Origin of the sequence: Streptomyces sp. 7N604 (assembly GCF_052245475.1) — a bacterium.
Lineage (GTDB): Bacteria > Actinomycetota > Actinomycetes > Streptomycetales > Streptomycetaceae > Streptomyces.
The window spans coordinates 43,740-58,374 of the sequence record NZ_JBQQBX010000037.1 but is presented as its reverse complement, the minus strand read 5'-3'; the positions used below and the strand labels follow the sequence as shown (position 1 = coordinate 58,374).

At 69.0% G+C, this 14,635-nt stretch carries 13 protein-coding genes; 8 read left to right on the top strand and 5 right to left on the bottom strand.

Annotated elements, in window-relative coordinates:
- Positions 1 to 26: 26 nt before the first annotated feature.
- A complete protein-coding gene (locus ACTWP8_RS32290; RefSeq protein ID WP_443325630.1) occupies positions 27 to 629 on the bottom strand; it encodes an LmbU family transcriptional regulator in 603 nt (200 codons plus the stop codon).
- A gap of 211 nt (positions 630 to 840) precedes the next feature.
- Here ACTWP8_RS32290 and ACTWP8_RS32285 point away from each other — a divergent pair, with 211 nt between their 5' ends.
- Positions 841 to 1,098: a hypothetical protein gene (locus ACTWP8_RS32285; RefSeq protein WP_443316762.1), complete on the top strand. Its 258-nt coding sequence runs from the start codon at positions 841 to 843 to the stop codon at positions 1,096 to 1,098.
- A 60-nt stretch (positions 1,099 to 1,158) separates the two neighbouring features.
- On the opposite strand, the gene ACTWP8_RS32280 is transcribed toward ACTWP8_RS32285, so the two are convergent.
- The 3 genes from ACTWP8_RS32280 to ACTWP8_RS32270 form a co-directional block, all read right to left on the bottom strand.
- Entirely contained in the window at positions 1,159 to 2,655 is a 1,497-nt protein-coding gene (locus ACTWP8_RS32280; RefSeq protein WP_443325629.1) for an AMP-binding protein, read from the bottom strand.
- 15 nt (positions 2,656 to 2,670) lie between these two features.
- Positions 2,671 to 3,828 (bottom strand): acyl-CoA dehydrogenase family protein, encoded by a 1,158-nt coding sequence (locus tag ACTWP8_RS32275; RefSeq protein ID WP_443325646.1) that lies wholly within the window; start codon positions 3,826 to 3,828, stop codon positions 2,671 to 2,673.
- Between the two features lie 81 nt (positions 3,829 to 3,909).
- On the bottom strand, positions 3,910 to 5,097 hold the full coding sequence (locus ACTWP8_RS32270; protein ID WP_443325628.1) for an acetyl-CoA C-acyltransferase: 1,188 nt from the start codon (positions 5,095 to 5,097) through the stop codon (positions 3,910 to 3,912).
- Between the two features lie 285 nt (positions 5,098 to 5,382).
- On the opposite strand from ACTWP8_RS32270, the gene ACTWP8_RS32265 reads away from it, so the two are divergent.
- The 4 genes from ACTWP8_RS32265 to ACTWP8_RS32250 all read left to right on the top strand — a co-directional run bounded on the left by ACTWP8_RS32265 (position 5,383) and on the right by ACTWP8_RS32250 (position 10,595).
- Positions 5,383 to 6,549, top strand: coding sequence for an acyl-CoA dehydrogenase family protein (locus ACTWP8_RS32265; protein ID WP_443325627.1), 1,167 nt, complete (start codon positions 5,383 to 5,385; stop codon positions 6,547 to 6,549).
- Positions 6,550 to 6,911: 362 nt separating this feature from the next.
- Positions 6,912 to 8,474, top strand: coding sequence for a long-chain-fatty-acid--CoA ligase (locus tag ACTWP8_RS32260; RefSeq protein ID WP_443325626.1), 1,563 nt, complete (start codon positions 6,912 to 6,914; stop codon positions 8,472 to 8,474).
- The gene (locus ACTWP8_RS32255; RefSeq protein WP_443325625.1) at positions 8,471 to 9,808 is read left to right on the top strand and encodes an MFS transporter; all 1,338 of its coding nucleotides are present in this window, start codon (positions 8,471 to 8,473) and stop codon (positions 9,806 to 9,808) included. Before ACTWP8_RS32260 ends, ACTWP8_RS32255 begins: the two co-directional genes overlap by 4 nt.
- Positions 9,809 to 9,941: 133 nt before the next feature.
- Positions 9,942 to 10,595, top strand: a complete 654-nt coding sequence (locus tag ACTWP8_RS32250; protein WP_443325624.1) for a TetR/AcrR family transcriptional regulator — start codon at positions 9,942 to 9,944, stop codon at positions 10,593 to 10,595.
- Between the two features lie 58 nt (positions 10,596 to 10,653).
- On the opposite strand, the gene ACTWP8_RS32245 is transcribed toward ACTWP8_RS32250, so the two are convergent.
- Complete coding sequence (locus tag ACTWP8_RS32245) at positions 10,654 to 11,124, bottom strand: MarR family winged helix-turn-helix transcriptional regulator (protein ID WP_443325623.1); 471 nt, start codon at positions 11,122 to 11,124, stop codon at positions 10,654 to 10,656.
- Positions 11,125 to 11,275: 151 nt separating this feature from the next.
- Between ACTWP8_RS32245 and ACTWP8_RS32240 the strand changes: the two genes are divergently transcribed.
- The 3 genes from ACTWP8_RS32240 to ACTWP8_RS32230 all read left to right on the top strand — a co-directional run bounded on the left by ACTWP8_RS32240 (position 11,276) and on the right by ACTWP8_RS32230 (position 14,573).
- Positions 11,276 to 12,778 carry an MFS transporter gene (locus ACTWP8_RS32240; RefSeq protein WP_443325622.1) on the top strand — a complete coding sequence of 501 codons (1,503 nt, stop codon included), beginning with the start codon at positions 11,276 to 11,278 and terminating at the stop codon, positions 12,776 to 12,778.
- Between the two features lie 65 nt (positions 12,779 to 12,843).
- Positions 12,844 to 13,770 (top strand): NADP-dependent oxidoreductase, encoded by a 927-nt coding sequence (locus ACTWP8_RS32235; RefSeq protein WP_443325621.1) that lies wholly within the window; start codon positions 12,844 to 12,846, stop codon positions 13,768 to 13,770.
- Between the two features lie 98 nt (positions 13,771 to 13,868).
- Positions 13,869 to 14,573 (top strand): type 1 glutamine amidotransferase domain-containing protein, encoded by a 705-nt coding sequence (locus ACTWP8_RS32230; protein ID WP_443325620.1) that lies wholly within the window; start codon positions 13,869 to 13,871, stop codon positions 14,571 to 14,573.
- Positions 14,574 to 14,635 lie beyond the last annotated feature (62 nt).

The following is a 14,635-nucleotide window of genomic DNA, read 5'->3' as shown; positions in this document are numbered from 1 at the left end:
GGCAAGGTTGTTCAAAGAAGAACTGTTTACACCCCCAAGGCCGGCGGGGCGGCTGCGGGTCCGGGAATACGCGGGACGGGGTCGTCGGCCGCCTCGTCCAGCATCTGGACGATCCAATCCATGAGCCCGAGCCCGGCGATGTCCGCCGCGCGCTGCCAACGGATTCTGCGCTCGGCGAAGACTTTCACCTGGACCACGGCCGACTCATCTGAGGTTTCCGGAGATTGCCGCTCCATCCGCATGCGCCGACGTAATTCGTTACGGGTCCAGCCGCCCTCCTCGGCCCGGGTCAGCCATGCGTCCTGCTCGGCCTCGGGGGCGGCGGCTACCTCTGCGTGGTGCTGGAAGCTCAGTTTGCCCCGCCGTCGGCCGGGCTCGAACTTCCGTGCCACCCAGGCGTAGTTGCGGAGTGTCTGATAGTCGAGCGAGGTCTGCTTCAGCGCCCGTCGGTAGCGGTCGGGATAGTGCTCCTGGCCGAAGATGAGCCAGTCGCCCAGCCACCATGCCGAGGAGTCCGCGATGATATGGATCTGCTGGCCGAGGTGGCGCCACTCGGACAGTGACAGATCGGGAGGGAGTGACAATCCGGTTCGTCGCATGGTGGTCCGCCCATTCACGGGGATGGACATCGTGCACACCTCACCTGCCCCTGTTGTCGGCGCGCTCATCCTCCATGCAGGGTGGTTTCGGCGAGGTTTCACCTCGTCCGGCCGGACCGTGCCGACCGGCAGCGGATGACGCCGGGGCAACAACTGGCGTTACGGTGCCGAAACCGGAGCAGGGCTCTACTGGATGCATGCAGGCGGAATCAGTCTCACCGCGAGCCGAAGAGGAGGCTACATGGTCACCGCAGCCCGGCGGTGTGCCGAGTGCGGCGCCGAGTTCACCTGGACCAGCAGGAACCCGACGCGCAGGTTCTGCGGCTCCAGGTGCAAGACCCGGTGGTGGCGGGCCCACCGCCGTCGCGCGGACGCCGCGGACCAGGATCGCCGCCGGTCGCTGGTGCCCTCGCTCGACACCGACCACGAGTGTCCGAACTGCGGGCAGCACATCACCGTGCTCAATCTGATCGTCGCGGCCGACGGCGGTTCCGGCTGAGCGGCTTTCCAGAAGTCCTGTCCGTAACGCGTGATGCGATGGCGGGAATTGAACGGGCCGTCAGGCCTGTCGCGCCCCGGGCTCCGCGTAATGCGCACGGATGCGATGCTTGGCGATCTTGCCGTTGTCGTCGCGCGGCAGGTCGTCGACGATCTCGATGTTCCGCGGCACCTTGAATCCGGCGAGGCCGGCGCGCAGGGCCCGGCCGAGCTCCCCCGGCTCGATCACGGCATCGCGCTCCGGCTGCACCAGGGCGTGCAGCCGCTCGCCGAACTCCGGGTCGGGCACACCGAACACCGCGCAGTCGAGCACGCCGGGCTGCGCAAGGATCGCGTTCTCGATCTCGGCCGGATAGATGTTGACTCCGCCGGAGATCACCATGTCCACCGCGCGATCGCAGATATAGAGGTAACCGTCCGCGTCGAGGTAACCCATGTCCCCCAGGGTGATCAAGTCGTCCAGGCCGACGCGATCACGCGCATCGGGGTGATTCCGGTAGGTGAAGTCGGTGTACGCGGGCTGCCGCACGTAGATGATCCCCGTCTCACCGGGGGGACAGTCCACGCCGTCCGGGGAGACGATGCGGATCCGAGCCTCGCCGACCGGACGGCCGACGCTGCCGGGACGCTCAAGTGCCTCCTCCGAGTCGATGACGGTGATCCAGCCGCTCTCGCTGGAGGCGTACGTCTCGTGCACGATCGGACCGAGCCAGTCGATCAGCGCCTTCTTCACCTCGGGAGCACACGGCGCGCCCGTGGATCCGACGAACCGCAGCGAGGACAAGTCATAGCGCTCGCGCACACTGCGCGGCAGTTTCAGCAGACGGACGTACATGGTCGGGACGCAGTACAGGGTGTCGACGCGGTGGCGCTCGATCAGGGCGAGCGTCTGCTCGGCGTCGAAGCGAGGCGCGATGACGAGAGTGTCGGCGACCTGGCTCGTCCACTGCGCGAAACCGCTCGGCGCACTGTGGTACAGCGGAGCCGGTATCAGCGCACGGCAGCCTGCCCGCACCCCGAAGCTGGCTTCCATCACCTCCAGGGACCGCCTCCGGTACAGGTCCACTTCCCCCAGGGGTATGGGGGCGCGCACCACACCCTTGGGCCGTCCCGTTGTGCCCGAGGTGTAGGCCATGTGCCCGCGCGGTGCGACGGCCGGGCCGCTGTAATCCGGCTGGCGTACCAGCCACTTCTCATACTCGGCCGCTCCTCCGCCGGCATCGCCCGCGACGGCGAGTGTGGGCACGCCGTGAGGCAGCGCGGCGTGCGCCGCGCCCAGCAGATCGGCGTGGCCGATCACCGTCCGGGCGCCGCAGTCCTGGAGGATGTAGCCGATTTCGGACGGCGTGAAGTGCCAGTTGATCGGGCAGTAGGAGAACCCCCCGATCCGGCAGGCGAGGATGATGTCCACGTAGACGGGGTCGTTGCGCAGGAGCACCGCGACCACATCGCCCTCGCGCATCCCCAGCGCCGCCAGTCCGCCGGCCAGTTTGCGCGCCCGCGCATCCAGCTCCTCGGGGGCGATCTCCTTGTCTTCGAAGCAGAGGGTTGCGGTCATCCGGAATCGTGGCTCCTATCCGCGGAACGCGTTGTGCCCGGTGAACGCCTGGCCGAGTACCAGTTGATGGATTTCGGCCGTGCCCTCGTACGTCAGCACCGTTTCGAGGTTCACCATGTGCCGGATCACCGGGTACTCCAGTGAGATGCCGTTGCCACCGAGGATGGAGCGCGCGGTCCGGCAGATCCCCAGCGCCTCGCGCGTGTTGTTGAGCTTGCCGAAGCTGACCTGTTCGGGGCGCAGGCCGCCCTTGTCCTTCTGACGACCGAGGTGCAGGGCCAGCAGCAGGCCCTTGTTCAGCTCCACCGCCATGTCGACGAGCTTGGCCTGGGTGAGCTGGAATCCGGCGATCGGCTTGCCGAACTGCGTGCGCTGCTGGGCGTATTCGAGCGCGGCCTGCCAGGCGGACCGGGAGGAGCCCATGGCACCCCAGATGATTCCGTACCGCGCCTCGGACAGGCAGCCGAGTGGCCCGGAGAGCCCCTTCGCCTTGGGCAGCATCGCGCTGCCGGGCAACCGGACGTCGTCCAGCACCAGTTCGCTGGTCACCGACGCCCGCAGGGAAAGCTTGTGCTTGATCTTGTGGGCGCTGAATCCAGGCGTGCCGGTGGGAATGACGAAACCACGGATTCCGTCCTCGGTGGACGCCCAGACCACGGCGACGTCGGCGATGCTGCCGTTGGTGATCCACATCTTGCGGCCGTTCAGGATCCAGTCCGTGCCGTCGCGCCGGGCCCTGGTCGTCATCGAGCCCGGATCGGATCCTGAGTCGGGTTCGGTCAGGCCGAAGCACCCGATGGCCTCGCCGGCGGCCATGCGCGGCAGCCACTCCTGCTTGTGCTCCTCGGACCCGTTCGCCCAGATCGCGTACATCGCCAGTGAGCCCTGCACGGAGACCATCGAGCGAATGCCCGAGTCGGCGGCTTCCAGTTCCAGGCAGGCCAGACCGTAGTGCACCGCGCTCGCGCCACCGCACCCGTAGCCCTCGAGGTGCATGCCGAGCACGCCGAGTTTGCCGAACTCCTTGGCGAGTTCCCGCGCGGTCGGCAGATCGCCGGCCTCGAACCAGTCCGCGACGTAGGGGGTCACGTGTTCCGCACAGAACTTCCGGACGGTGTCGCGGACGTCCAGTTCGTCCTCGGAAAGCTGGGAGTCCAGACCCAGCGGATCCATCGGGTCAAACCGAGCGGGGGTATGGCTGTTGCTCACAGAGCTTCCTTACGTGATGAGACGTGAGTCTTCAGTGAGTGGGTGTCAGCCGCGGTCGACGACCACGGCGCTGCCCTGGCCGACGCCGACACACATGGTGGCCAGCCCGCGGCATGCGCCGGTGCGGCGCATACGGTGCAGCAGGGTGGTGAGGATGCGGGCGCCGGAACAGCCGAGGGGGTGGCCGAGCGCGATGGCGCCGCCGGTCGGGTTGACGAGCTCCGGGTCGATGCCCAACTGGTCCATACAGGCCAGTGCCTGGGCGGCGAAGGCCTCGTTGAACTCGGCCTCCTCGATGTCGGCGATGTCCCAGCCGAGCCGGGCCAGCGCCTTGCGGGTGGCGGGGACCGGGCCGATGCCCATGGTGTCGGGGTGAACCCCGGCACTGGCGCCGGCGGCGTAGCGCCCCAGCGGCTCCAGCTCCAGTTCGCGCAGCGCCTCCTCGCTGACCAGCAGCAGCCCGGCAGCACCGTCGTTCATCGGGGAGGCATTGCCGGCGGTCACGCTGCCGCCCTGGCGGAAGACCGGCTTGAGGGAGGCGAGGCGCCCGGCGGTGGTGTCCTCGCGGATGCCCTCATCCGCGGCGACGACAACCCCGTCGGGCCGGGTGACGGGCAGGATCTCGGCATCGAAGAGGCCGTCCTTGCGGGCGGCGGCGGCGCGCCGGTGGCTGCGCAGCGCGAAGGTGTCCTGCTGTTCGCGGCCGACACCGAAGCGCTCGGCGACCTCCTCGGCGGTCTCACCCATGGAGAGCACGCCGTGCAGCTGGTGCATGCGCGGGTTGGTCAGCCGCCAGCCGAGCCGGGTGTCGTACGTCTCGACCTTGTTCGGCAGCGCCTCGTCCGGGCGCGGCAGTACGAAGGGGGCGCGGCTCATCGACTCCGAGCCGCCGGCCACCACCACCTCGGCCTCGCCCGCGGCGATGGTCCGAGCAGCGGCGGTGACCGCCTCCATGCCCGAGGCGCACAGCCGGTTGACCGTGGCCGCGGGCACGGACTCCGGCAGGCCGGCCAGCAGCACTGCCATCCGGGCGACGTTGCGGTTGTCCTCGCCGGCCTGGTTGGCGGCACCCCAATAGACGTCGTCGATACGGACCGGGTCCAGGGCGGGCACATCGGCGAGCAGGCCTTTGAGGACGGTTGCGGCGAGGTCGTCGGGGCGGACGGTGGACAGGGCGCCACGCAGCCGACCGATGGGGGTGCGGCGGGCGGCGGCGAAGTACACGGGGCGCACGGGGCCTCCTGTTCGGCTGGGCGGTGGCGGGTTCAAGATCCGTGGGGTACACATCGCCGTCGGGTGCAAGGGAGCGCGCGCTGAGAGGGCGGCGTACCGTCGAAATTAAACTAGCGCTGCAAGTTTTTTGGACTGTAACCCGTAACGCCGCTGGTTGTGAAGGGGCTCTACCCCGAGCAGCGACTCGGTACGTGCCCCACCCAACGGTCGACCCCTCTTGCCGCGGACCACACGAGCGTGCCAGCATCCGAAACCGAACAGCGATCGGTTTCAAAGGAGACATCGATGGACCTGCGCCTCTCCCCAGAACAGGCCGCGGCGCGAGAACTCGCTCGTGACTTCGTGGACCGGGATGTCGTCCCGTACGCCACGGAGTGGGACCGTGCCGAGCAAGTCGACCGCGGGATCGTCGGCAAGCTGGGCGACCTGGGCTTTCTGGGGCTGACGGTCCCCGAGGAGTACGGCGGCTCCGGCGGCGACCACCTGACCTACTGCCTGATCATGGAGGAATTGGGCCGCGGGGACTCTTCGGTGCGTGGGATCGTCTCGGTCTCGCTCGGCCTGGTCGCCAAGTCCCTCGGCAGTTACGGAACCGAGCAGCAGAAGCGCGACTGGCTGCCCCGGCTCTGCTCGGGCCAGGCCCTGGGGTGCTTCGGGCTCACCGAGCCCGGCACGGGCTCCGACGCTGCCGGGCTCGTCACCCGCGCCGAACCCGAGGGCACCGACTGGCTGATCACCGGTCAGAAGACTTTCATCACCAACGGCACGTGGGCCGACGTGGTGCTGCTCTTCGCCCGCACCGACGGCCCGGGCCCGAGGGGAATCACCGCGTTCCTGGTGCCGACCGACAGCCCAGGGCTGACCCGCCGGGAGATCCACGGCAAGCTCGGCCTGCGCGGTCAGGCCACCGCGGAGCTCACCTTCGACGGCGTCAGGGTGCCGGACTCAGCCCGTCTCGGTGAGCGTGGCCAGGGCTTCCGTATCGCCATGTCGGCGCTGGACAAGGGCCGGATGTCGGTGGCGGCCGGCTGCGTGGGCATCGCGAGCGGGGCCCTGGAGGCCAGCTTGCGGTACGCCGGTGAGCGCGAGCAGTTCGGGCGCCCCATCGCCGGATACCAGCTCGTCCAGGAGATGCTCGCCGACATGGCGGTGGAGACCGACGCCGCCCGGCTGCTGGCGTGGCGGGTCGCCGATCTCATCGACCGCGGCGAGCGGTTCGGGACCGAGGCATCGATGGCGAAGCTGTTCGCCAGTGAAGCCGCCGTCAGGGCTTCCAACCTGGCGATCCAGGTGTTCGGCGGCTATGGCTACATCGACGAGTACCCCGTCAGCAAATACCTGCGGGACGCCCGGGTGATGACCCTCTACGAAGGCACCAGCCAGATCCAGAAGCTGCTCATCGGACGGGCCCTCACCGGCGTCAGCGCGTTCTCCGGAGACGCCGGAACCTGAACGCCCCACTCCTGATCCGGCCCCGGGCAACGGCTCCCCGCACCGAAGTCGGCCCCGCCTGCGAGGTTGGTATGTCGCCTCTTGTAACCGATCGCCGTTCGGTTTACTCTCCCACATAACCGAACACTGATCGGCCACCCCCGAGCGCTGCCCGGCGTCACAGAGCGCGGTCACGACCGTTGCCGCGCCGCCACCGGGCGCCCGTCCCCTCGTGTTCATCTGTTGCATCCGTCCGGCGCAGCCGACTCGCCGAGCTACCCACAGGCACGCTCCGAGCCTCGTACGGCCGTCGACCCAGGACCCATGTCCGCCAGCCCTTCGCTGACCCATGTCAGCGCTCTTTTGTGATGGCAGGAGACCTTATGGCTGCTTTGTCACTCGCGGCTACGCTCGCCGAACCCGCCCGTCGTTCCCCCGGCAGCCTCGCGCTGGTCGAAGGCGGCGTCCGCCTGACCTATGGCGAGTTGTGGGCCGAGGCCCTGAGCTACGCCGCCGCGCTGCGGAAGCAAGGCGTGCACCCCGATGACCGTGTGGCCTTGCTGTGCCCCAATACTGCGGATTTCGTTCGCGCCTACTACGCCATCCTGGCCCTCGGCGGTGTCGTCGTGCCGGTGCCGACGCTGCTCAACGCCGACGAAGCCGCGTATATCCTCCAGCACTCCGGCGCCCGAACGCTCGTCGCCGAGGTGAGCCACCTCGATCTCGGCCGGAAGGCGGCGCAAACGGCGGGGATCTCCTTCCTGCCTCTCGGGGACCGTCACAACAGCGGATCGTTGGACGCACTCGCGCGCTCGGCCGACCCTCTGCGTACGTACACCACCCGGGATACCGACGACCCAGCCGTCATCTTCTACACCTCCGGCACCACAGGACGCCCCAAAGGTGCTGTACTCACCCACTTCAATCTGGTCATGAACGCGACGGTGAACGCGTTCGACGCCAATCATCTGCGCTCTGACGACGTCGTACTCGGCTGCCTGCCGCTGTTTCACACCTTCGGCCAGACCGTGGCCATGAACGCCACCTTCCGCGCAGGTGCCGTGCTCGTGCTGCAGCCCCGGTTCGATCCGGACGGCGCCATCACCCTCATGCGGGACGAAGGGGTCACCGCGTTCTACGGCGTACCGACGATGTTCGTCAGGCTCCTGGACAGCGCGGCGGATCGGCCGGAGCTACCGCAGCTGGGCATGTGCATCTCCGGTGGCGCCTCACTGCCGGTCACGGTGCTCGAGCGCTTCGAGAAGGCCTTCACCACCACCGTGTACGAGGGCTACGGCCTGTCGGAGACGTCCCCGACCGCGAGTGTCAACCAGCGCGGGTACGGGAGGCGGCCCGGCACCGTCGGCCATCCCCTGTGGGGCGTTGAGGTGGAAATCGCCGACGCGGACATCGAGGGCTGCATCGAGCTGCTGCCGCCCGGCGAGACGGGCGAGGTCGTCATTCGCGGTCACAACGTCATGGCCGGTTATCTCGGTGACCCGGCGGCCACCGACGCCGCCATCGTCGACGGCTGGTTCCGTACCGGCGACATCGGACTCAAGGATGCCGACGGGTTTCTCTCGATCGTCGACCGCAAGAAGGATCTCATCATCCGCGGTGGCTTCAACGTCTACCCCCGTGAGGTCGAAGAAGCCCTGGCGCGCCATCCCGACATCGCCGAGGCAGCCGTCATCGGCATCCCCGACGACGAACGCGGCGAAGAAATCTGCGCCGTTGTCGTGCCGCGCTCCGGCCGCGGCATCGATCCCGACGCCCTCATCGCGTGGACCCGCGACCGGGTGGGCCGCCACAAGTACCCCCGTCGCATCGAGGTCGTCGACCAACTGCCGCTCGGGCCCAGCCACAAGGTGCTCAAGCGGGAACTGCGTCGGCAGTTCACCCAGCAGGCCACCCCCCATGCCACTGAAAGGACCGTCACTCCATGACTACTCAGAACACCACGACAGACCCTCAAAAACCCGTCGATACGGCGGCGGTTCCGCGCTCCGAGGTGCGCCGGGCAGCCCTCACCGCCATGGCCACTTCCGCCATCGAGTGGTACGACTTCTTCATCTACGGCACGGCCGCCGCGCTCGTGTTCAGCACCAAGTTCTTCCCGTCGTTCAGCCCCGTGGCCGGAGTGCTCGCTGCTTTCGCCACGTTCGCCATCGGCTTCGCCGCCCGCCCGCTCGGGGGCATCGTCTGCGGCCACTACGGCGACAAGTTCGGCCGCAAACCCGTTCTGGTGGCGACACTGATCGTCATGGGCGGGGCGACCACGCTGATCGGTCTGCTGCCCACCTTCTCCGTGATCGGGATCGGCGCACCCATCATCTTGGCGCTGCTCCGCTTCGCCCAGGGCCTGGCGGTCGGGGGGCAGTGGGGCGGTGCGATGCTCGTCGCGACGGAGTACGCACCGCCCGGGCGGAGAGGACTGTACGGCAGCTTTGTGCAACTCGGCGTGCCGATCGGCCTGATCCTCGGCAATCTGACCTTCCTCTTCATGACCAGCGTGGTCGCCAAGGACGACTTCGAGGCGTGGGGATGGCGGGTGCCGTTCCTCTTCAGCGTCGTGATGATCGCGCTGGCGATGTTCGTTCACAAGCGGCTGGAGGAGACGCCGGCGTTCCAGCGCGCGGAGGAGCGGATGGCCGAGAGCAAGGAAGCCCGGCGGCGCTCGCCCGTATTCGAGGTGCTGCGCTCCCAGCCCAAGCAGATCCTTCTCGCCGCCGGCTCGTTCCTCGTCGTCAACGCGACCTTCTACCTGCTGGTCACCGGCATGCTCGACTACGGCAACAGGCACCTGGGAATGAGCAAGAGCACCGTGCTCACTGCCGTGCTGCTGGCCAATGCTGCCCAGCTCGTCGCACTCCCGCTCTTCGCGGCGCTCTCGGACCGCGTGGGCCGTCGCCGCGTCTACGCGGCCGGGGTCGTGGCCCTGGGCGTCTGGGCGTTCCCGATGTTCCAGCTCGTCGACACCAAGCAGTTCCCGCTCGTCGTCCTGGCCCTGGTCGTGGGCGTCCTGTGCCTGTCGGTGGCATACGGTCCGCAAGCGGCGCTGTTCGCCGAGATGTTCAGCGCCGAGGTGCGCTATTCCGGCGCCTCCCTCGGCTACCAGATCGCCTCCGTGCTCGGCGGTGGTCTGGCACCGTTCCTGATGGTTCTGCTGCTGGAGGCCACGCACACTTCGATGTCGATCTCCATATACGTGGCAGTGATGGCGGCCGTCGCCCTGCTGTCCCTGTGGCGGATCAAACCCGTTCGCGATCCGGCGGAATAGCCGTCGCTTGCCGTGCCCTCCCTGCGGTCCGGGGTCGGACCCCGGACCGCGGGGAGGGCCTGCCTGTAAGGTGAGATCAGAAGCTGGGCACTGCGGATGACCGCCCCGCGACACGACCCTGGGGGGTGCATCGGTGGTTCGGCCGACCAAACCGATTCTCAGCCGGGAGCGCATCTGCACCGCGGCGCTGGCCATCGTGGACGAGGAAGGCCTCGGCGAGCTGTCTATGCGCAAGCTCGCCCGAAGCCTCGGGGTCCAAGTCTCCTCGCTCTATGAGCACGTGAAGACCAAGGACGATGTCCTTCACGAGGTCGCGAACACCATCATGACGAGCGTGGATGTCTCGGGCTTCGAGACCGGCGACTGGCGTCATGGAGTGGCGTCCTGGGCACGGTCGTATCGCGCTGCGCTCGCCGCTCACCCCAACATCGTTCCGTTCCTGGCCTACGGACCGGCACACCGCGACGCGTCGTTGCAGCGCGCCAACACCGTCCATGGCGGTCTGGTAGCCGGAGGCTGGCCGCCCCGGTACGCGACGATGATCGGAGCTTCGACCAAGTACCTGGTGGTCGGTGCCGCGATGAGCTCCTTCGCCGGAGGGTTCGACGACGATATCCAGGTCTACATCGGCCGATACCCGCACCTGGCCGGGGCCCACCGTTTGCGCGAACACGCAGACGAGATCGACCCCGACAGCTTCGAACTCGCCCTCGACATGTTCCTCGACGGTCTCACGGCACTGCACGCCCGGGTCGGCGCACCTGCGGAGGATTCCGGGAAGTCCTGACAAGCGAACCGCTGCATGTCTGCGATGTGACCTGCAGCGGTCGGCGCCCCGGCCGCGATCAGGTTGTCTCCTCCGGGTGCAGGCGTCCCAGTAGCTCGTAGAGACTGCGACGGCCCTCCTCGTCCAGACGCGCAAAGGCTGCCGAGGTGGCCCGCATGTCGGCGCGGATGAGGCGGACGGCCTCCCTTCCCTCTTCGGTGGCGACCACGTTCTTGATCCGCCGGTCGGCCGCGTCGAGGTGTCTGGAGACCAGTCCACGTGCCTCCAGCCGGTCGACGAGTCCGGTGATGTTGGAGGCGTCGCAGGCGAGCCGTCCTGCGAGGGCGCGCATGGGCAGCGGTTGCCGAAGCAGGATGAGCATCTTGGCCTGCGTCATGGTGAGCCCGTGCACTGCGGCCGCCGCGGTGAGGTCCCGGTAGTAGCCGGCGGCGGCGCGTGCCAGGCGCTCCAGGAGCTCGACGTAGGTGGGGTCGCTGCCCTGCGGGGCTGGGGTCGCGGAGGCCGGGTGCGCGGCGGGGGTGCGGGACATGGCTCCCAGTCTAGGTGAGAAATCAAAGTTTGACATCCTCAACCTTTGACCCCTACCGTCGGATCTCGTTGCTTGAGTGCATCAAGCAACTACTCGTTGAGCCGAGCCCGCGCCGAGCCCCGGCCCCACGTCCCCGCCCGGAGAGAGCACCGTGTCCCAGACCCTTGTCCCCCCGCCGCCCGGCCGACACCCGCGTGAGATCGCAGTCGTCCTCGTCCTGAGCCTCGCCGCCATGGTCGTGTCGATGATGCAGACACTGGTGGTCCCGATCCTCGGTCTGATCGGGAGCAGCCTCGGCAGCACCGCTGCCGAGGTCAGCTGGGTGACGACCGCGACCCTGCTCTCCGCAGCCGTCTTCACCCCCCTGCTCGGCCGCTTGGGCGACCAGCGCGGGAAGAAGCCGACCCTGATCGGCGTGCTGGTGGTGATGATCGCCGGCTCGGTCCTGGCCGCCACCACCGACTCGCTCCTCTGGCTGATCGTGGGCCGAGTTCTCCAGGGCGCCGCCACAGCGATCTTCCCGCTCGCGCTGTCGGTGCTCCGCGAGGAGGTCCCCGCCCACCGTCTGCCCGGAGCGATGTCACTGGTCAGCGGCACCCTGGCCTTCGGCAGCGGCTTCGCGCTGGTCAGCACCGGCCTGCTGACCAGCGGCGACAACGCCGACTACCACCGTGTCTTCTGGCTGGCCGCCGGGCTGGCTCTGGTCACGCTCCTCGCCGTCGTCCTCCTCGTACCGGCAAGCCGCGCCAAGACCGGCGGGCGCACCGACCTCCTCGGCGCGCTCACCCTGGCGCTCTTCCTGGTCCTGCTACTGCTGCCGATCTCCCAGGGGCACGAGTGGGGCTGGACGTCCGCCCGCACCCTGGGCAGCTTCGCCGGAGCGGTCGTCATGGCCGGTGTCTGGGCCTTCACGGAGAGCCGTGTGCGCGAACCGATGGTCGACATGAAGATGTTCCTCCACCGCCCGGTGCTCTTCAGCAACCTCGCGGGCCTCTTCGTCGGATTCGGGATGTTCGCCCAGTTCCTCGGGATCTCCTACCTGGCGCAGGTCCCGCAGGACATCGCGGGCTACGGCTTCGGCGCCTCCGTTCTCCGCGCCTCCGTCGAGTACCTGCTGCCCGGTACGATCGCGTCCCTCGTCGCCTCCCAGTTCGGTGGCGTGCTGATCCGCAGGATCGGCCCCCGTCTCACCCTCGCCCTGAGCGCGGTGACCGGCATCGTCGGCTTCGCGTGGCTGGCCGCTGCACACGCCTCGACCCCCTCGGTCATCGGCGCCGGAATGGCCCTCGGAACAGCCATCAGCCTCGGCTACGCCGCGATGCCCGCCCTGATCGTCGCGGGGGTGCCGCCCCACCAGACCGGCATCGCCAACGGCATCAACTCCATCTCCCGATCCGTCGGAAGCTCGATCGGCAGCGCACTGATCACGACGCTGCTCGCCTCCAGGACCATCGAGCACCTTCCGGCCGGAGTGCCCCCGCTGCCCGCCGAGAGCCAGTTCACCCTGAGCTTCACCATCGCCGGTGTCGCCTTCGCCTTCGTCCTGGCCATTGCGCTGGTCGGCCTGAAGCGGCAGCGGCAGGCGCCCCGTGCGGAACACCGGCCCGCCGCCGGGACGGCCCCCGAGCCGGCTGCCGCCACCGCGGCTGCCTGACGTCCCACCCGATCTGCACCACCGCACCACCGCACCACCGCACCACCGCACGAAGGAGTACCACCATGAAGGCCATCACCTACGGCACCTACGGCGGCCCTGACGTCCTGGAGTACGGCGACGTCCCGAACCCGAAGCTCGGCGCGGACGCCGTGCTGGTCCGTGTGAAGGCCGCCTCCGTCAACCCGGTCGACTGGAAGATCCAGGCCGGATACCTGGACGGCGTCATGGACACCGTCTTCCCCGTCATCCCCGGCTGGGACGTGGCGGGCGTGGTCGAGGAAGCCGGCGTCGGGGTCACCGAGTTCGCCCCGGGCGACGAAGTGATCGGCTACGTCCGCGAGGACTTCGTCTCACGCGGCACCTTCGCCGAGTACGTTGCCGCCCCGATCCGTACGCTCGCCCGCAAGCCCGCGAACCTCACCTTCGAGGAGGCCGCCGGCCTCCCGCTGGCCGGCCTCACCGCATACCAGGCGCTGACACGGTCCCTGCAGGTACGCGCCGGCGACACCGTGCTGGTGCACGCCGCGGCGGGTGGTGTCGGGTCGCTGGCCGTACAGATCGCCCGAGCGCTCGGCGCCCGCGTCATCGGCACGGCGAGCGAGCACAACCACGACTACCTGCGCGGGCTCGGCGCCGAGCCGGTCGCCTACGGCGAGGGCCTCACCGACCGCGTCAACGCCCTGGCGCCGCAGGGCGTGGATGCTGTCCTCGACCTCGTCGGCGGAGAGGCCCTGAAGGTCTCGCCAGGGCTGCTCGCCGAGGGCGGCCGCCTTGCCTCGGCCGTGGACGGCGCCGTGCTCGGCCTCGGTGGCGGGTACGTCTTCGTGCGACCCGACACCCAGGATCTCGAGGCGCTCACCGTCCTCGCGGAGCGCGGGCAGCTGAGCGTGGAAGTGGCCGCCACGTTCCCGCTCGAGCAGGCCGCCGACGCACAGCGGCTCAACAGGGAAGGCCACACCCGCGGAAAGGTGATCGTCACCGTCGCCTGAGCCACCCACCGACCGCACGCCACCACCGGCACACCCCTCGCCGGACGAGAAGACACCCCACCACCGCGCGACCCATGCGCACTGTGAAGGAGACAGTTGTGACCACAGTTCTGTTCGTCGTCACCGGCGCCGACCACTGGACGCTCGCCGACGGCACCCTGCATCCCACCGGCTACTGGGCGGAGGAACTCGCCGCACCGCACCGGCTGTTCCGCGAGGCCGGTTTCGACGTCACCATCGCCACACCCGGCGGCGTCGCTCCGACCGTCGACGCCGTCAGCCTCGCCGCCGAGTCCACCGGCGGCAAGGAGCAGGCCGACGCCATCGCCGCGTACCTGGCTTCCATCCGCGCCGACCTGGAGAACCCGGTCAAGCTCGAAGAGGTCGACCTCGACGCGTACGACGCCGTCCTCTACCCCGGTGGCCACGGCCCCATGGAGGACCTCGCCGCCGACGCCGGCTCCGGCCGCCTGCTCACCGCTGCGCTGGACTCCGGCAAGCCGCTCGCGGTGCTGTGCCACGCCCCCGCGGCCCTGCTCGCCGCCCGGCGCGAGGACGGCAGCTGGCCGTTCGCCGGTTACCGCCTGACCGGCTTCACCAACGCCGAGGAGACCATGGCCGGCTTCGCCGACAAGGCCAAGTGGCTGCTCCAGGACCGCCTGGTGGAACTCGGTGCCGACTTCGACGCCGCCTCCCCGTTCACCGCGCACGTCGTGGCGGACCGCAATCTGCACACCGGCCAGAACCCCGCCTCCTCCGAACAGCTCGCCCGGAACATCATCGAGATCCTCAACCGCGGCTGATCCCCCTGCCCGACGCCGGCGCCCGGACCTGCCCCGTGGCGCCGGCGACAGCGCCCCCCGTC

Excerpts from the sequence above, each read along its gene's own strand:
- ACTWP8_RS32235 (WP_443325621.1), top strand. The coding sequence starts at position 12,844 with ATGAAGGCCATCACCTACGGCACCTACGGCGGCCCTGACGTCCTGGAG.
- ACTWP8_RS32275 (WP_443325646.1), bottom strand. The coding sequence starts at position 3,828 with ATGGATCCGCTGGGTCTGGACTCCCAGCTTTCCGAGGACGAACTGGAC.
- ACTWP8_RS32245 (WP_443325623.1), bottom strand. The coding sequence starts at position 11,124 with ATGTCCCGCACCCCCGCCGCGCACCCGGCCTCCGCGACCCCAGCCCCG.
- ACTWP8_RS32260 (WP_443325626.1), top strand. The coding sequence starts at position 6,912 with ATGGCTGCTTTGTCACTCGCGGCTACGCTCGCCGAACCCGCCCGTCGT.
- ACTWP8_RS32280 (WP_443325629.1), bottom strand. The coding sequence starts at position 2,655 with ATGACCGCAACCCTCTGCTTCGAAGACAAGGAGATCGCCCCCGAGGAG.
- ACTWP8_RS32255 (WP_443325625.1), top strand. The coding sequence starts at position 8,471 with ATGACTACTCAGAACACCACGACAGACCCTCAAAAACCCGTCGATACG.
- ACTWP8_RS32285 (WP_443316762.1), top strand. The coding sequence starts at position 841 with ATGGTCACCGCAGCCCGGCGGTGTGCCGAGTGCGGCGCCGAGTTCACC.
- ACTWP8_RS32265 (WP_443325627.1), top strand. The coding sequence starts at position 5,383 with ATGGACCTGCGCCTCTCCCCAGAACAGGCCGCGGCGCGAGAACTCGCT.
- ACTWP8_RS32290 (WP_443325630.1), bottom strand. The coding sequence starts at position 629 with ATGTCCATCCCCGTGAATGGGCGGACCACCATGCGACGAACCGGATTG.